This is a genomic window from Deltaproteobacteria bacterium, from assembly GCA_028818775.1.
Classification (GTDB): Bacteria; Desulfobacterota; Binatia; order UBA9968; family JAJDTQ01; genus JAJDTQ01.
The window spans coordinates 1-15,634 of the sequence record JAPPNE010000048.1; the positions used below are offsets into that span (position 1 = coordinate 1).

Here is a 15,634-nt window from a genome sequence, read left to right on the forward strand (position 1 = left end):
TCTCGATGTCGAGCTGGGTGAACTCGGGCTGCCGGTCCATGCGCAGGTCCTCGTCCCGGAAGCAGCGCACGATCTGGAAATACCGGTCCACCCCTCCCACCATGAGGATCTGCTTGAAGAGCTGGGGCGACTGGGGCAGCGCGTAGAACTTGCCCGGGTGCATGCGGCTGGGCACCAGGTAGTCGCGCGCACCCTCGGGCGTGCTCTTGGTGAGCACGGGCGTCTCCACCTCCATGAACGACAGGCCGTTCAGGTGATCGCGGATGGCGGACAGCATGCGGTGGCGGATCTCCAGGGGGCGCAGGCTGCGCGGACGCCGCAGGTCGAGGTAGCGGTAGCGAAAGCGGCTGGTCTCGGTGGGCTCGACTTCATCATCGATGGGGAACGGCGGTACGCGCGAAGGGTTGAGGACCCGCAACTCCCGCGCCATCAGCTCTACCGCGCCGGTGGAGATGTTGGGGTTCACGTTTTCCTCGGTCCGGTGCACCAGGGTTCCGCGCACCGCCAGCACGTCCTCGGAGCGCACCCGCTTGGCCTTGTCGTGGGCCTCGGGCGTCACCTCGGGGTTCAGCACCACCTGGACCACGCCGGAGCGGTCCCTGAGGTCGATGAAGAGAAGACCGCCGTGGTCCCGCACGGACTGGGTCCAGCCCATCAGGGTCAGCTCCCGGCCCACGTCGCCCGCGCCCGGCTCGCCGCAGGGGCAACTCCGCTGCCAGTCGCCCATCAAGTCCACATTCCGCTTGTTCACGTGTTCACCCGAGACTTTCCTCAACGTCCGCGAAATCCACCTCGGTCTGTTCCTTGGTCGCCATGTGGCGCACCAGCGCCCTGCCCCTCTCCATTTCGTCGGGGCCGACGATGAGCACCACGCTCGCCCCCTGCTTGTCGGCGCGCCGCATCTGGCTCTTGAGGCTCCGGGCCTCGCCATCGAGGTCCACCCGGCGCCCGCGCCGGCGCAACCGGTGTGCCAGGGCGAACGTCCAGCGCTGGGCCGCCTCGCCCATCCAGGCGAGATAGAGCAGCGGCGCGCCGCTTTCGTCCGTGTCCCCTTCCGACAGGAGCAGCGCCAGGCGCTCCACCCCCAGGGCGAAGCCCACGCCGGCCACCGGCGGCCCCCCCAGGGACTGCATCAGCCCGTCGTAGCGTCCGCCCGCGGCCACCGTGTTCTGGCTGCCCAAGCCGGTGCCGGCCTTCCACTCGAAGGTGGTCCGGCAATAGTAGTCCAGGCCGCGCACCAGGCGCGGGTTCACCACCGGCTCCGGCTGGAGATCCCGGAGCAACTCCAGCACCGTGTCGAAGTGGCTCCGGCAGTCGTCACAAAGGTGGGAAAGGATCGACGGCGCCGCGCTCACGATTTCGCCGCAGGACGGCCGCTTGCAGTCCAGCACGCGCAGGGGATTGGTCCCCAGGCGACGGTCGCAGTCGGCGCACAGGTCGGCCCGGCGCTCCTCCAGGAACGCCACCAGCGCCGCGCGGTAGCCCGGGCGGCACTCGGCGCAGCCGATGGAGTTCACCTCCAGGACCGTATCGGCCACCCCCAGTTCGGCCCACAGGTCCCGCAGCAGCAGCAGCAGCTCGGCGTCGACGTAGGGGTCCGTGCGGCCGAATACCTCGGCGCCGATCTGGTTGAACTGGCGCAGCCTCCCCTTCTGAGGCCGCTCCCGGCGGAACATGGGGCCTAGGTAGTAGAGCTTGCGCACGGGCTCCACCTGGTGGAGCTTTCCTTCACCGTACGCCCGCACCACGCCGGCGGTGCCCTCCGGCCGCAGACTCAGGAGCGTCGCCTTGGAGTCCCGGTCGGCGAACGTGTACATCTCCTTCTCGATGACGTCGGTGGACTCGCCGAGGGAACGGGAAAAGAGCTCCGACTTCTCCAGCACGGGTATGCGAATCTCCTTGAAGTTATAGCTCGCAAATACCCGTTCCGCGGCCCTTTCGATCCGCTGCCACGTCTCCACATCGCCGGGTAGAACGTCGGCGAAGCCCTTGATGCGTGTCAGGTTCATATGCACCACCAAACGGGCGCCCAAGCCGCGATCATCATTGTCCTGAGGGGAGTCGGTGTTCGATGGCAGGAGGATTCAAGCACATGCTGCCAGGATGGATAGGAGCTAACAGAGGCACGGTGGAAAGTCAAACAAAGGGCATGCTTGAACCTCGCGGCAACCGCCGGAGGAGCGCATGGATGCAGCCGGCGGCAGTTGCGATTACTGCGTAGCTCACCCCCACCATCACCCAACCCGGACGAGGGAGGGAGAACGCGGCCATGGGGAGAGCGGCCAGGAGATCGACGCTCCACAGAAAGAGAGCGGCTACGGGCTCGACCACGCGTGCCGGGAGCGTCGAGACCGCGGGGGCGAACAGGCACAGGAAGCCCGTGAGGAGGCCCGCGGGCACGATGAAGAAGCCCACCAGCGGCACCAGCAGCGGGTTGGCGATGAAGCCGGCCAGGGAGAGGATGCCGAAGTGGTGCGCCACCACCGGTCCGGTGCCAAGGGTGGCGAACACGGGGACGAGGACGGAGAGGAGAATGGCTGGGCGGTAGCGTTGCAGCCAGCCCTCGCGCGGGGCCTCGGACGGCCGCATGAACGGCATTCCGCGGCAGATTCGTATGCCTCCGGCGATGAAGAGCACTGCCAGGAAAGAGAGTTGGAAGGAGGCCTCCATGACGGCTCCCGGCCACACCAGGGCGGCGATGAGAGCGGCCAGCGCGAGACTTCTGAACAGGCTTGCGTTGCGCCCGCTCAGCACCGCCAGTTGGTACAAGCCGATCATGATGGCGGCGCGCACGGTGGGTATCCGTGCCCCGGCCACGGCGGCGTAGAGGAGCACCGGCGCCAGCGAGCCCAGGGCCGCCAGCTTGTGCACGGGGAAGCGCAGCAGCAGCCAGGTGCTGCGACCCGCCAGCAAACGGCACAGATAATAGACGGCGAGGCTCAGCATGCCGACGTGCAGCCCCGAAATGGACAGCACGTGGGACATGCCCACGGCGACGAAGCGGTCCCGCGCCTCGGCGGTGAGGCCGCCGCGGTCGCCCACCACCAGTGCCTTGAGCAGACCGCCGGTATCCGGCTCGAACACGCGATCCACGAACCGGCCGATGCGCCGGCGCCCGGTCTCGACCCAGCCGCGGACACCGCCGCCGTCACGCCGCACCAGGCGCACATCCCAGTCGTTGTGCAGGTACGCCACGTGGTAGATCTCGCGGCGCGCCAAATAGGCCGTGTAGTCGAACCGCTCGTCCCAATTCATCGGCGCGCGCATGCGCAACGGCGCCCGTATCACATCCCCGTAGCGCCAGTGCCGGTAGGCGTTGCGCACGGTTACCCTCACGTTGCCGGTGGCCGGGCGCGCGCCCTCCGGCGTCCATTCCCGTTCCACGGCGAGATGCCAGCGGCTGCGTCCGCCCTGCCCTTCCGGCTCGCGGTAGAGGCGACCTTCAAGGAGCACGGTCCCCTTCCGCCCGGCGAGATGCTGAACGTGGTCGGCGGGCAGCCGCGGATGGAGCAACTTGTAATGCGCGGAGAAACCCCAGTGAAACGCGAGTGCGCAGACGAAGCCGAGAAGCCCCCATCGAGGTCTCAGGAAGCAGAGGGCCAGCGAGAACGCCGCCAACAGCGCAGTGAACGGCCACACGCCGGCAGCATCGGCCATGATCGCCGTGGCCTGACCGGCGAGCAAAGCCAACAGCGGCAGCACCAGCACGCCCGTGGGGTGTCCGATTGCCATGTTGAAAAAAGTTCACTCCACGCCTTGGAACGATTCCAGGATGCGCTCGGCCACCGGGCGGCTCATGGACGGGACCTCCAGCAGTTCCTCCAGCGAAGCGTCCCGCAGCCGCTTCATGCTGCCGAAGCGGCGCAGCAGGGCCTTGCGGCGCGACGGGCCCACGCCGGGGATGCCGTCGAGGCCCGAGCGCAGGGTCTCGCGCTTGCGGACGCTCCGGTGGAAGGTGATGGCGAAGCGGTGCGCCTCGTCGCGGATGCGCTGGAGCAGGAACAGGGCGTTGGAGTTGCGCCGCAGCACCACGGGGTTGCTGCGGTAGGGCAGGAAGAGGCGCTCCTCGGAGCGCTCTATCTCGGCCAGGCGCGGCGACGCGGTGACGCGCATCTTGGCCATGGCCACCACGTCCACGTCGGTGACCCGCAGATCCGCCAGCGCCGTGAGCGCCACCTGCAACTGCCCCTTGCCGCCGTCCACCACCATGAGGTCCGGCAGGTCGGTCTCCTGGAGACCGCGCTGGAAGCGCCGCTTGATGACTTCGTACATCATGGCGAAGTCGTCGCCGCGGGTCTCGGGGGCGACGGTGCGCACGCGGTAGCGCCGGTAGTTCTGCTTGTCGGGCTCGCCGTCGAAGAACGACACCCGCGAACCCACCGCATGGGTGCCCTGGATCATGGAGATGTCGTAGCACTCGATCCGCTGCGGATACCGCCGCAGCCGGAGCCTGGACTGCAGCTCGAGGAGCATCTTCTCCCGTTCCCGCTCCTGGTCGTGGCGCTCGCTGAAGCCCTGGCGGGCGTTGTTCATGGCCATCTCCAGAAGCTTGCGCTTCTCGCCCCGCTGGGGCTGGTGCACCGTTACCCGCCGTCCCTTGCGCTCCTCCAGGTACTCCTCGTGCACGTTCCGGTCCTCCAGATCCACCGGCACCAGGATCTCCTCGGGAACGAAGCGGTTGCCCTGGTAGAACTGGGTCAACAGGGCGGCGACGATCTCTTCGTCGTCGAAGTGGTGGTCCTCCAGGGAATAGGCCTGGTTGCCGGTGAGCTTGCCCTGGCGCACGAAGATGACCTGGGCCTCGATGAAACCGCCCTCCCGGTAGAGTCCGAAGATGTCCTGGTCGGCGCCCCAGTGGGACACCATGCGCTGCTTCTCCAGGGTCTTCTCCACCGCCCGGATGCGATCCCGCAGCTTGGCCGCCTGCTCGAACTCCAGCGCGTCGGCGCGCTCCCGCATGCGCGTGCGCAACTGCCGCAGCAGATCGGCGCTCTTGCCCTCGATGAACAGCACCGCCTGTCGCAGGTTGCCGGCGTACTCCTCCGGAGCCACGGGATAGACGCAGGGCGCCGGGCAGCGCTTGATCTGGTACTGCAGGCACGGGCGGTCGCGGTTGCGGAAGTTGTAGTCGGTACAGCTCCGCAGCAGGAAGTGCTTCTCGATCACCTCCAGGGTCTCGCGCACGGCGACGGCGGAAGCGTAGGGGCCGAAGTAGCGGCTGCCGTCCTTGACGATGCTGCGGGTGGCGAGGATGCGCGGCCAGTCGCCGGCGGTGACCTTGATGCTCAGGTAGCTCTTGTCGTCCTTGAGGCGGATGTTGTAGCGCGGCTTGTACTGCTTGATGAGGTTGTTCTCGAGGATCAGCGCTTCCTTCTCGTTGCTCGTGACCAGGGTCTCGATGTCCGCCACTTGCCGCATCAGGAACGCCACGTGCGGGCGGCCGTCGCCGCCCCGCAGGTACGCGCGCACCCGCGCGCGCAGCTCCTTGGCCTTGCCCACGTAGACGACCTTGCCGCCGCCGTCCCGCATCAGGTAGACGCCGGGCCCGGTGGGCAGTGTGTCGAGATGGTCTTTCAGTTCCTCGACGTTCATGGAGGACCCCGTTCAATCGCCCCGCACAAGATGGCGCCCTTCGACTTCGCTCGCCCTTCGACAAGCTCAGGACTCGCTACGCTCAGCGCGAACGGTGGTGTGATTCACCCGTTCGCCCTGAGCGTAGCGCAGCGAAGTCGAAGGGCTGCAAACCTCACGCCCGCCCGGCCGCGCGCGAACGGTACGGGCCGGACAGCTCCTTCTCCTGCAGCCCGCGGATGCGGTCCCGCAACTCCGCGGCCTTCTCGAACTCCAGCCGGTCCGAAGCCTGTTTCATTTCCTTCCTGAGCTTCTCCACCATGCGCGGGATGTCGCTCGGCGCCGGGCCGTCGTCGGCCACCAGCGGCACGTCCACGTAGTCCGCTTCGTAGGCCTGGATCAGCGGCTCGTCGATCTGCTTGACCACGCTCCGGGGCACGATGCCGTGCGCGTCGTTGAACGCCTTCTGGACCCCGCGCCGGCGCTCGGTCTCGCCGATGGCCAGCTTCATGGAATCGGTCATGACGTCGGCGTACAGGACCACGGTGCCGTCCACGTTGCGCGCGGCGCGGCCGATGGTCTGGATCAGCGAACGCTCCGAGCGCAAGAACCCCTCCTTGTCCGCGTCGAGGATGGCCACCAGCGACACTTCCGGCAGGTCCAGCCCTTCCCGCAGGAGGTTGATGCCCACCAGCACGTCGAACACCCCCTTGCGCAGGTCCCGGATGATTTCCACCCGCTCGATGGCGTCGATGTCCGAGTGCAGGTAGCGGACCTTCACGTTGAGGTCCTGGTAGTAGTCGGTAAGGTCCTCGGCCATGCGCTTGGTCAGGGTGGTCACCAGCACCCGTGCGTTCACCGCCGTGCGCTTGCGGATCTCCTCCAGCAGGTCGTCCACCTGGGTGGCCGCGGGCCTCACCACGATCTCGGGATCCGTGAGGCCGGTGGGACGGATCAACTGCTCCACCCGGACGTGCCCGCTCTTCATGATCTCATAATCGGCGGGAGTCGCCGAAACATAAATGGTCTGGTGCAGAATTTCCTCGAACTCCTCGAAGTTCAACGGCCGGTTGTCCAGCGCCGAGGGCAGCCGGAAGCCGAACTCCACTAGCGTCTCCTTGCGGGAGCGGTCGCCGCGGTACATGCCGCCGATCTGCGGCACGGTGACGTGGCTCTCGTCCACGAACAGGACGAAGTCGTCGGGGAAGTAGTTCAGCAGCGTGGGCGGCGGCTCACCGGGGCGCCGGCCGGTGAGGTGGCGGGAGTAGTTCTCGAGGCCCGGACAGTACCCCATCTCCTCCAGCAGTTCCAGGTCGTAGAGGGTCCGCTGCCGCAGGCGCTGCGCCTCCAGCAGCTTGTTCTCCCGCTTGAGCTCGGCCAGCCGCTCCCGGAGCTCTTCGCGGATCGCGGTCACCGCCGCCTTCATGCGTTCGGCGGTGGTGACGTAGTGGCTGGCCGGATACACCGTAGCCTTGTCCACGCGCCGGCGCACCTTGCCGCGCACCGGGTCCACCTCCAGCAGCGACTCCACCACGTCGTCGAAGAACTCCACGCGCAGCGCCGACCTGTCCTCGTAGGCCGGGAAGATCTCCACCGTGTCCCCCCGCACCCGGAACGTGCCGCGATGGAAGTCGTAGTCCACCCGCTCGTACTGGATGTCCACCAGCTTGCGCAGCATGCGGTCGCGGTCGATGCGCATGCCCTCTTCCAGGTAGACCATCAGGTCGAAGTAGGCTTCCGGCGAGCCCAGGCCGTAGATGCAGGAGACGCTGGCGACGATGACCACGTCACGGCGCTCCAGGAGGGCCATGGTGGCGGCGTGGCGCAGCTTGTCGATCTCGTCGTTGATGGAGGCGTCCTTGGCGATGTAGGTGTCGGTGGCGGGAACGTAGGCCTCGGGCTGGTAGTAGTCGTAGTAGCTGATGAAGTAGCGCACCGCGTTGTCCGGCAGCAGCAGCCGGAACTCGTTGTAGAGCTGCGCCGCCAGGGTCTTGTTGGGCGCGATCACCAGCGTCGGCCGGTTGATGCGGCTGATGACGTTGGCCATGGTGAAGGTCTTGCCCGAACCCGTCACGCCCAACAGCACCTGGTGCCGGCGCCCGCTCTCCAGGCCTTCCACCAGCTCTTCGATGGCTCGGGGCTGGTCCCCTTGGGGCTGGAAATCCGCCACCAGGCGAAACCAGCCGGGTTTCCGCTCTTTCAGCATGTCAAAGGAATAACACCGCTGGCGTGGGGTACGCAAAACCGCGGCGCCCCTGCCGACTCGACGTTCCCTGGACACGTCAGCGAGGAAGCTGTTAAGGTCTGCTGTCGCGGACAGCCGCCGCCTCGAGTACCCGGCGGTTGCCCCTCCCTTTCCCATGGAAAAGTTCGATCTCACCATCATCGGCGGCGGCATCGTAGGACTGGCCACGGCCATGCGCATGGCACGCGAGCATCCCGGGCTGCGTTGCGCCCTGCTGGAGAAGGAGCCGGAGCTGGGCATGCATCAGACCGGCCACAACAGCGGCGTGCTCCACTCGGGCATCTACTACCGGCCGGGCTCGGTGAAGGCGCGGACGTGCGTTGCCGGGAAGAAGGCGCTGCTGGAGTTCTGCGACGAGCACCGCATCCACTACGACCTCTGCGGCAAGGTCATCGTCGCTACCCACCCGGAGGAGCTTCCGCGCCTGGACGAGCTGAACCGGCGCGCCGAGGCCAACGGCGTCGAGGGCGTGCGCATGATCGGCCCCGAGGAACTGCGGGAGATCGAGCCCCACTGCACCGGCCTCAAGGCGCTGCACGCCCCGTTCACCGGCATCATCGACTTCGGCGACGTGGCGCGAGCCTACGCGCGCCTGTTCCAGGCCGCCGGGGGCGCCATCCGCACCTCGTGCGAGGTGACCGGCATGACCCGGTCGGGCAACGGGTTCGTCATCGAAACCTCGCGTGACGCGCTGGAGACGCGCACGCTCATCAACTGCGCCGGGCTCTTCGTCGACCGGGTGGCGGCCATGACCCCGGGGTTCGCGGAAAGCGTCGGCGGCGGCATCGAGGAGCCGGTGCGCATCGTCCCGTTCCGGGGCGAGTACCACCGCCTCAAGCCGGAGAAGCAAGGTTTCGTGAAAGGGCTCGTGTACCCGGTGCCCGACCCCCAGTTTCCCTTCCTCGGGGTTCACTTCACGCCCACGGTGCACGGCCGCGTGGAGGTGGGTCCCAACGCGGTGCTGGCGTTCGCGCGCCAGGGCTACCGGCAGAGCGACGTCAACCTGCGGGACCTGTACCAAGTCTTCACCTACGGCGGTTTCTGGGCCATGGCGCGGAAGCACTGGAAGACCTCGCTGCCGGAGCTGCGACGCTCCTTCGACAAGCGCGCCTTCACACGCGAACTGCAGCGCCTGATCCCCGCCATCCAGTCGGACGACCTGGTTTACAGCGGCGCGGGCGTGCGCGCCCAGGCGGTGTCGGCCAGCGGCAAGCTGGTGGACGACTTCGTCATCGCCGAGTCCGAGGGCGCCGTGCACGTGCTCAACGCGCCCTCCCCCGGCGCCACCTCGTCCCTGGGCATCGCCGACACCATCTGCCAAACCGCGTCGCGGCATCTGGCATCGTGAGACCCCGGTGAAGACGGCGTCCTTCGACTTCGCGCCGCTGACGCGGCGCTACGCTCAGGACGAACGGAAGAACATGTTCATTGAGGCACTATCCCACTCCAAGGAGATATCCATGCTCATCCAGTACAAGGGGCAGCGCCCCAGGGTTTCGCCGGAGGCGTTCATCGCTCCCACCGCAGTGCTCATCGGCGACGTCACGGTGGAGGCCGGCGCCAGCATCTGGTTCGGCGCCGTGCTCCGTTCCGACGAGAACCAGAACCCCATCGTCATCGGCGCCAGGAGCAACGTCCAGGACAACTGTGTGATGCATTCGGGCGAGGGCGCGGTGATCATCGAAGAAGACGTGACCATAGGGCACGCCGCCATCATGGAGGGGGCCACCATCCGGCGAGCGGCCATCATCGGCATGAACGCGACGCTGCTGGAGGATACCGAGATCGGCGAGGAGTCCCTCATCGCCGCGGGCAGCGTGGTGGTGCCGCACACCCGCATCCCGCCGCGCTGCCTGGCGGCCGGCAGCCCGGCCAAGGTCAAGAAGGAGATTAGCGGCGAAGCCCTCAACTGGATCAAGATGGGCTCTTCCACCTACACCGAGCTGTGCCGGAGCTACCTGGGCGGCGACTACAAGGTGGTGGGATGAGGGCGGCGCCCTACCTCTGGCACGTCGGGCAGTAGAACACCCCGCGGTTGCCCAGTCCGATGCGCTTGATGGGCGTCGCGCACGTCGCGCAGGGCGCGCCCTTGCGATCGTAGACCTGCAGGCGCCATTGGAAGCCGCCGCGATGGTCGTTGCCGTCGCGGTAGTCCGACACCGAGCTGCCGCGCCAGCGGATGGCTTCGCGCAGGAGCGCGGGAATGGCGCGCGCCAGTTCCTCCGCGAGCGCGCGCGAGACGCGGTGCCCCCTGCGGGTAGGCCGCACCCGCGTGCGGTGCAGCACCTCGTTGATGTAGATGTTGCCGAGGCCGCAGACGATGCGCTGGTCGAGCAACAGGTCGCGGATGCTCCGGCGCGAGCGGTGCAGCAGCGGGTACAGGTAACCGGCGGTGAAACGCGGGTCCAGGGGATCGATTCCGAGACTGGCCAGGGGCGGCCACGCCGCCACCTCCCGGTCCGGCAGGACCACGCACATGCCGAAGCGGCGCGGGTCGTGGTAGCGCAACTCGCCCCCGTCACTCAATCCGAAGACGATGTGATCGTGCTTCTCCAGGGACGCGCCGCGCGGCCGGAACACAAGCTTGCCCGACATCCCGAGATGGGACACCCAGGTAGAGCCGCCGTCCAGCGTCGCGAGGATGTACTTTCCCCGCCGGTTCACGGATTCCACCGTCCGGCCTTCCAACCGGGAACCGAAGTCCGCGGCCACCGGCCGCCGCAGCCGGGCCTCGATGACCCGGACCTCCAGGATGCGGACGCCGCGGAGCCGCTCGTTCAGGGTGCGGCAGACGGTCTCGACCTCGGGCAGTTCAGGCATCTCCGCCGCTCCTCCGCGCACGCTCTCCGGCAACGCCGGCGGCCCGGATGCTCCCCTGGACTCCGATCCCGGCACGCCGCCGAACGCCGAACGCGACCGGTCTCAACGAACCGCCTCCCGTGCGTCCCTGAAGGCCCGGGCCAACCGGCCGAACTCGTCCAGGTTCAGGGTCTCGGCGCGACGGCGGGGATCCACGGCGGCCGTTTCGAAGACCGCTTCGGCCGTGCTTCCGAAAAGGCCGGCCAAGGCGTTGCCGAGCATCTTCCGCCTTTGGCCGAAACCGGCCCGCACCACCGCGCGCAACCCCGGGATCTCAGCCGGGGGAAGCGCCGGCGGGTCCAGCAGTTCGATGCGCAGCAGCGTCGAATCGACCTTGGGCTTGGGGGTGAACGCCTCCGGCGCCACCGGCACCCTTTCGGTCACGCGACCATACAGCCGCGACCACACGGACAGCGCACCGTACGAGGGCGTCCCCGGCGCGGCCGTCAACCGGCGCGCCACTTCCTTCTGCAACATGACCACGAGAAGCGAGAAACGCCGCCCTTCCTCGAACAATCGCAGCAGCACCGGCGCTGCCACGCTGTAGGGCAGGTTCGCCACCACCTTGATCTTGCCGTCTGGCAGAAAGCCGTCGAAGTCGATCTTCAGCACGTCGTCGTGCACCAGTTGAAAGCCCGCGTGCGACCCCAGAGGACCGTCGCCCAGCCACTGCACCAGCCGGGAATCCACCTCGACCGCCCACACCCGGCGCTCGGCACCGATCAGCCGGCGCGTGACGAAACCCAGGCCGGGCCCCACTTCCAGGATACGGTCCTGCTCGCCCGGCTGCACGAGCCGGAGGATGGCATCGATGACGTGCTCATGGACGAGAAAGTTCTGGCCCCGCGCCTTGCTGGGCGCAAACCCCAGCTCGCGCCAGGCTGCCCTGGCTTCCTGATACAGCGTCGCGATGGAGCTGTCCTCAGAGGGTCAGGGCGGGGTCCGCGTTGAGCCGGGGGCCGTCGCGATCGCCCTCCCCCAGCCGATGGCTCCCCACCAGGGCCACCATGGCGCCATTGTCGGTGCAAAAGCGCAGCGACGGATAGTGCAGCTCGGCGCCGGCCTCCTCGGCCTTCTCGGTCATCTTGCCGCGCAGGCGGCTGTTGGCGGACACGCCGCCGCCGAGCACGATGCGGCGGATGCCGGTGTCCTCCACCGCTCTCAGGGTGGGCGCGATCAGCATGTCGACCACGGCTTCCTGAAAGCTCGCCGCGATGTCCGCCATATCGTCGCGCCAGTCGTCCTTCCGCTTGCGCGTCAGATAATGCCACACGGAGGTCTTGAGGCCGCTAAAGCTGAAGTCGTAGGGGGTGCGCAGGCGCGCCCGCGGAAAGGCCACGGCGCGCGGGTCGCCCTGCTTGGCGAGGTCGTCGATGACGCGGCCGCCGGGGAACCCCAGGCCCATCATCTTGGCCACCTTGTCGTACGCTTCTCCGGCGGCGTCGTCCAGGGTGCCGCCCAGATGCTCGTAGTCGCCGAACGAGCGCACGAGGTAGAGCAGCGTGTGCCCCCCGGAGGCCACCAGCGCCAGATACGGGAAGCTCACCTCCCTCTCCAGGAAGATGGACATCACGTGCGCTTCCAGATGGTTGACTCCGACGTAGGGTATGCCCGAGCGGAAGGACCACGCCTTCACGAACGACAGGCCCACCAGCAGCGAACCGGTCAGCCCGGGGCCGCAGGTGACGGCGAGGCCGTCGAGGTCCGCGGCCTCAACGCCGGCCTCGGTCAGCGCCTTGTCCACCATGGGCTGGATGGCGTGGATGTGCTGCCGCGACGCCATCTCCGGGACGATGCCGCCATAGGGTGCATGCACCGCGTCCTGGGACGAAACCAGATTGGCCCGCACCACCCTGCCGTCTTCAAGCACGGCCGCGGCCGTGTCGTCACACGATGTCTCAACCCCCAGCACGATCACGATGAACCTCCATCAATTCCCGGAAGTGTCCGGTCTGCTTGTCGCGCCCTGTCCCGGACCGCCGGCTTCCGGCGCGGCGCCATGCGACAGGCTACCACGACACGGCCTTGGAGCGCTGCCGCGCCCACAGAAGCCCGCGATGCGCCGACGGGTTGGCGGGGTCGAGGGACAGCGCCTTGCGGTAGGCGGAGAGAGCGCGCTTGAAACGTCCCAAGGCCCGCAGGTTGTCGCCGCGCAGGACCAGGGTCTGCGCGAGCCAGGGACGGTTGGACGCCAGAACCGCCTCGGCCACCTCCAGGAAGTCCAGCGAGGCCTTGAAATTGCGCAACCGGTAGTGGCTCACCGCGAGGTAGTAGTGCGCGTACGGGTTGGAGCCGTCCAGGGACAGGCTCCTCTCCAACTCCATCAAGGCCAGCGCGTATTGACCGGACCGGAGCAGCTCACGGGCGCGTTCCGTGCGGCTCACGGAAGCCACGCGCCGGGGCGACGAGCCCCGGTACATCGGCAACTCGGGCCGCGGGACGCGTGCGGCGGGCGGTGCCGGGGGCAATGGGGACGGCACCGTGGAAAGGCCGGTTCCCGACCCGGGCTCCGCGGGCGCCGGCGCCGTGGAAGGGCCGGTCCCGGGCCGCGGCGCCGGCGGGCGTTCCACCCGGCTCGGCGGAACGCTTGCCGCCGGGACACCGCACCCCGCCAGCAGGGCGGCGAGCGACAGCCAGGCGGCCGCGTGCGGCCAGTGCGTGGTCATGGGCAAGGTCCGCTCCGTTCAACCTGTCCTCACCGGGCCACCGCCCGCGCGAGCGCGTTCCGGGGCGGGCCGGGAACCGCTTTGGTGCGCGGATGCACGCTCCGGGCCGACGTTCCGGGAGGGGTGATGAAGTCCGTGACCGGCAACCGGCTGGTGGCGTGCTTCATGAAGTCCGTCCAGATGGGCAGGGCCGCGCGCGAGCCGGACAGGCCCAACTCGGACTGGCGGTCGAAGCCGACCCAGACCAGCGCCAGCAGGTCGGGTGTGTATCCGGCGAACCACGCGTCGCGCGAGTCGTTGGTAGTGCCGGTCTTGCCCGCCGCCGGACGGGTGAAGCCCAGCTCGCGCACGCGCTGGGCGGTGCCCCGCTCCACTACCCCCCGGAGCATGTTGTGCATGTCGAAGGCCACCCGCGGGGAAAGGACGCGCTTCACCCGGATGTTGCGCTTCTCCAGCACTTCCGCATCACGGTCCAGCACGTTCTTGATGGAAAGGAGATGGGTGCGCACGCCGTTGTTCGCCAGCGCGGAGTAGGCGCCGGCCATCTCCAGGGGCGTCACTTCCACGGCGCCCAGCGACAACGACGGCAGCAACGGCAGACGGCTCTGGATGCCCATCCGATAGGCCATCTCGCGCACCTTCTTGATGCCCACGTCCTGGGCGATGCGCGCGGTGGCGGCGTTGAGGGACTTCTCCATGGCCTCGCGCAGGGTGACCCAACCCTCATACGAGCGGTTGTAGTTCTGCGGTGCCCATTCCTTTTCGCCGTAGCTCCACGTGAACGGCGTGTCCTCGACGTACGTGGTGCTGTCATAGGAACCCGACCCCTGCGCGGACCCGTGGGTCAGTGCCGCCAGATAGACGAAAGGCTTGAACACCGAGCCCGGTTGCCGCTTGGCCTGGGCCACCCGGTTGAACTGGGACTTGCCGTAGTCGCGCCCGCCCACCATGGCCTTGATCTCGCCGGTCTGCGGCTTGATCACCACCAGGGCGCCTTCGAGATCGTCCTGCTTGGCCGTCTTCCGGAGATGGCGGTAGTCCTTCTCCAGCCTGGCGAGCCCCTCGGACAGAGCCTTCTCCGCCGCCTGCTGAATCTCCAGGTCGAGGCTCGTGAAGATGCGCAGGCCCTCGGCGGTCAACGTGTCCTCGCTGTAGTGTTCGGCCAGCTCCTTCTTGACGTAGTCGGTGAAGTAAGGCGCGCTGTTGGTGAGCCGGACGGGCTCGCGCTTTTCGAAGACTTCCTGCCGTGCGTGCTCGTAGGCCCGGCGCGTGATGATGCCGTCGCTCACCAGCTTGGCCAGGACCACGTTGCGCCGCCGCGTGGCCTCCCCGGCGCTCCGGTAGGGAGAGTAGCGGTTGGGCGCGCGGATCAGCCCGGCCAGCAGGGCGGTCTCGCCGACGGTGAGCTGCTCCGGCTCCTTGACGAAGTAGAACCGCGCCGCCTCCCATATTCCGAAGATGCCCTGGGCGCCGTTCTGGCCGAGATAGATCTCGTTGAGGTAGTTCTCCAGAATCTGGTCCTTGGTGTACAGCCACTCGGTGATGAGCGCCATCAGCGCTTCCTTCACCTTGCGCTCCAGGGTGCGCTCGCTGCCCAGGAAGAAGTTCTTCATCAACTGCTGCGTCAGCGTACTGCCCCCCTGCACCACGCCGCCGCGGCGCACGTTGGCCAGGAAGGCGCGCATCACCGCCACCGGGTCCACGCCCCGGTGGTAGTAGAAACGCTCGTCCTCCACCGCCAGCACCGTCTTGCGCACCCGCGCCGGCACCTCGTCCAGGCGCACCACCCGCCGCTGTTCCCGCACCCGGTCGTAGAAGCCGGTCACCACCTCGGGCTCCAGCTCGAGAGAGGGCAACACCTCGTTGTCGTCCAGCCGCTGAATGCGATGGATGGTGCCGGACTTGAGGGAAATGCGCACGGGGAAGCCGCGGAAATCGCGCAGCGGGTAGCGGAAGTCGTGCAGATACACCTCGATGACGGCATTCTTGCCGAGGATCCGGTACTCGCCCTTGGTCCGGGGCCGGGCCTTGGAGATTCGGTAGCCCAGCCGGCGCAGCTTGTCGCGCACCTCGTCCATGGAGAGGTACATGCCCGGATAGATGATCTTGCTGTCGGCGTAGATCTTGGAGGGGAACTCCCACTTGCGCCCCTCGAACTTGGCCTTGACCACGCCGCTCAAATGCGAGACGTACCAGGCGCCCAGCCCGGCCCCCGCCAGACCCAGCACGACGAACAGCGCCGCCACGATCTTGAGAAAGCGTATGAGGAATCGCTTGAAGCCGCGTTTCATGA

At 67.8% G+C, this 15,634-nt stretch carries 12 protein-coding genes; 2 read left to right on the forward strand and 10 right to left on the reverse strand.

Features of this window, described 5'->3' with window-relative positions; translation table 11 throughout:
* From OXU42_04710 to uvrB, 5 genes are all read right to left on the reverse strand, one after another.
* On the reverse strand, positions 1-727 hold a 727-nt coding region (locus OXU42_04710), incomplete at its 3' end, for an OB-fold nucleic acid binding domain-containing protein (protein ID MDE0028694.1).
* Between the two features lie 28 nt (positions 728-755).
* The gene (gene hisS / locus OXU42_04715; GenBank protein MDE0028695.1) at positions 756-2,009 is read right to left on the reverse strand and encodes a histidine--tRNA ligase; all 1,254 of its coding nucleotides are present in this window, start codon (positions 2,007-2,009) and stop codon (positions 756-758) included.
* A 127-nt stretch (positions 2,010-2,136) separates the two neighbouring features.
* Positions 2,137-3,732 carry a ComEC/Rec2 family competence protein gene (locus OXU42_04720; GenBank protein MDE0028696.1) on the reverse strand — a complete coding sequence of 532 codons (1,596 nt, stop codon included), beginning with the start codon at positions 3,730-3,732 and terminating at the stop codon, positions 2,137-2,139.
* Between the two features lie 12 nt (positions 3,733-3,744).
* On the reverse strand, positions 3,745-5,592 hold the full coding sequence (gene uvrC / locus OXU42_04725; GenBank protein ID MDE0028697.1) for an excinuclease ABC subunit UvrC: 1,848 nt from the start codon (positions 5,590-5,592) through the stop codon (positions 3,745-3,747).
* A 154-nt stretch (positions 5,593-5,746) separates the two neighbouring features.
* Positions 5,747-7,777: an excinuclease ABC subunit UvrB gene (gene uvrB / locus OXU42_04730; protein MDE0028698.1), complete on the reverse strand. Its 2,031-nt coding sequence runs from the start codon at positions 7,775-7,777 to the stop codon at positions 5,747-5,749.
* Between the two features lie 154 nt (positions 7,778-7,931).
* On the opposite strand from uvrB, the gene lhgO reads away from it, so the two are divergent.
* Positions 7,932-9,164 (forward strand): L-2-hydroxyglutarate oxidase, encoded by a 1,233-nt coding sequence (gene lhgO / locus OXU42_04735; GenBank protein MDE0028699.1) that lies wholly within the window; start codon positions 7,932-7,934, stop codon positions 9,162-9,164.
* Between the two features lie 7 nt (positions 9,165-9,171).
* Positions 9,172-9,804, forward strand: coding sequence for a gamma carbonic anhydrase family protein (locus tag OXU42_04740; protein ID MDE0028700.1), 633 nt, complete (start codon positions 9,172-9,174; stop codon positions 9,802-9,804).
* A gap of 10 nt (positions 9,805-9,814) precedes the next feature.
* Here OXU42_04740 and mutM read toward each other — a convergent pair whose 3' ends face one another.
* The 5 genes from mutM to OXU42_04765 all read right to left on the reverse strand — a co-directional run bounded on the left by mutM (position 9,815) and on the right by OXU42_04765 (position 15,632).
* Complete coding sequence (gene mutM / locus OXU42_04745; protein ID MDE0028701.1) at positions 9,815-10,636, reverse strand: bifunctional DNA-formamidopyrimidine glycosylase/DNA-(apurinic or apyrimidinic site) lyase; 822 nt, start codon at positions 10,634-10,636, stop codon at positions 9,815-9,817.
* Between the two features lie 102 nt (positions 10,637-10,738).
* A complete protein-coding gene (gene rsmA, locus OXU42_04750) occupies positions 10,739-11,545 on the reverse strand; it encodes a 16S rRNA (adenine(1518)-N(6)/adenine(1519)-N(6))-dimethyltransferase RsmA (GenBank protein MDE0028702.1) in 807 nt (268 codons plus the stop codon).
* Between the two features lie 52 nt (positions 11,546-11,597).
* A complete protein-coding gene (gene tsaD / locus OXU42_04755) occupies positions 11,598-12,593 on the reverse strand; it encodes a tRNA (adenosine(37)-N6)-threonylcarbamoyltransferase complex transferase subunit TsaD (GenBank protein MDE0028703.1) in 996 nt (331 codons plus the stop codon).
* Between the two features lie 91 nt (positions 12,594-12,684).
* Positions 12,685-13,341, reverse strand: a complete 657-nt coding sequence (locus tag OXU42_04760; GenBank protein ID MDE0028704.1) for a tetratricopeptide repeat protein — start codon at positions 13,339-13,341, stop codon at positions 12,685-12,687.
* A gap of 29 nt (positions 13,342-13,370) precedes the next feature.
* Complete coding sequence (locus tag OXU42_04765; GenBank protein MDE0028705.1) at positions 13,371-15,632, reverse strand: PBP1A family penicillin-binding protein; 2,262 nt, start codon at positions 15,630-15,632, stop codon at positions 13,371-13,373.
* Positions 15,633-15,634: the final 2 nt, after the last annotated feature.

Excerpts from the sequence above, each read along its gene's own strand:
- hisS (MDE0028695.1), bottom strand. The coding sequence starts at position 2,009 with ATGAACCTGACACGCATCAAGGGCTTCGCCGACGTTCTACCCGGCGAT.
- OXU42_04720 (MDE0028696.1), bottom strand. The coding sequence starts at position 3,732 with ATGGCAATCGGACACCCCACGGGCGTGCTGGTGCTGCCGCTGTTGGCT.
- uvrC (MDE0028697.1), bottom strand. The coding sequence starts at position 5,592 with ATGAACGTCGAGGAACTGAAAGACCATCTCGACACACTGCCCACCGGG.
- uvrB (MDE0028698.1), bottom strand. The coding sequence starts at position 7,777 with ATGCTGAAAGAGCGGAAACCCGGCTGGTTTCGCCTGGTGGCGGATTTC.
- lhgO (MDE0028699.1), top strand. The coding sequence starts at position 7,932 with ATGGAAAAGTTCGATCTCACCATCATCGGCGGCGGCATCGTAGGACTG.
- mutM (MDE0028701.1), bottom strand. The coding sequence starts at position 10,636 with ATGCCTGAACTGCCCGAGGTCGAGACCGTCTGCCGCACCCTGAACGAG.
- OXU42_04760 (MDE0028704.1), bottom strand. The coding sequence starts at position 13,341 with ATGACCACGCACTGGCCGCACGCGGCCGCCTGGCTGTCGCTCGCCGCC.
- OXU42_04765 (MDE0028705.1), bottom strand. The coding sequence starts at position 15,632 with ATGAAACGCGGCTTCAAGCGATTCCTCATACGCTTTCTCAAGATCGTG.